Below are 265 nucleotides of genomic sequence, written 5' to 3' on the forward strand. Positions count from 1 at the left end.
TAATCGTTAAAAACGTCGATACAGCGAGTAGTTTGTAAGGGATTTTATTAAGCATTTGATATTCCTAGATATTAAACGAACCACTGTTCGGTTCTCTCCTTGCACATACTTGAAAAGGAGAGTTCTTTCTGATAGAGTGTTAAAAACTCTCGTTATTATTTGCTTCCATAGAATGTAAGGTCCTTACGCCCCCATTTAAACACTATGTTTTTAATAAGTAAACAATAAAATTTTAGCACTTATATTTCATAATTCAGATATTTTG

The 265-nt window shown here is 31.3% G+C and carries 1 protein-coding gene (only partly in view); it reads right to left on the minus strand.

Annotation, left to right across the window (positions count from 1 at the left end; translation table 11 throughout):
* On the minus strand, positions 1-55 hold the start of the coding sequence (locus V7024_RS08645) for an HBL/NHE enterotoxin family protein (protein WP_335518355.1). It extends 776 nt beyond the left edge of the window; 55 of the gene's 831 nt are visible here — the first part of the coding sequence; its start codon is at positions 53-55; its stop codon lies beyond the left edge, outside the window.
* Between the last annotated feature and the right edge of the window lie 210 nt (positions 56-265).

This window comes from Bacillus sp. JJ864 (assembly GCF_036963045.1).
In the GTDB taxonomy this organism is placed as follows: domain Bacteria; phylum Bacillota; class Bacilli; order Bacillales; family Bacillaceae_G; genus Bacillus_A; species Bacillus_A pseudomycoides_C.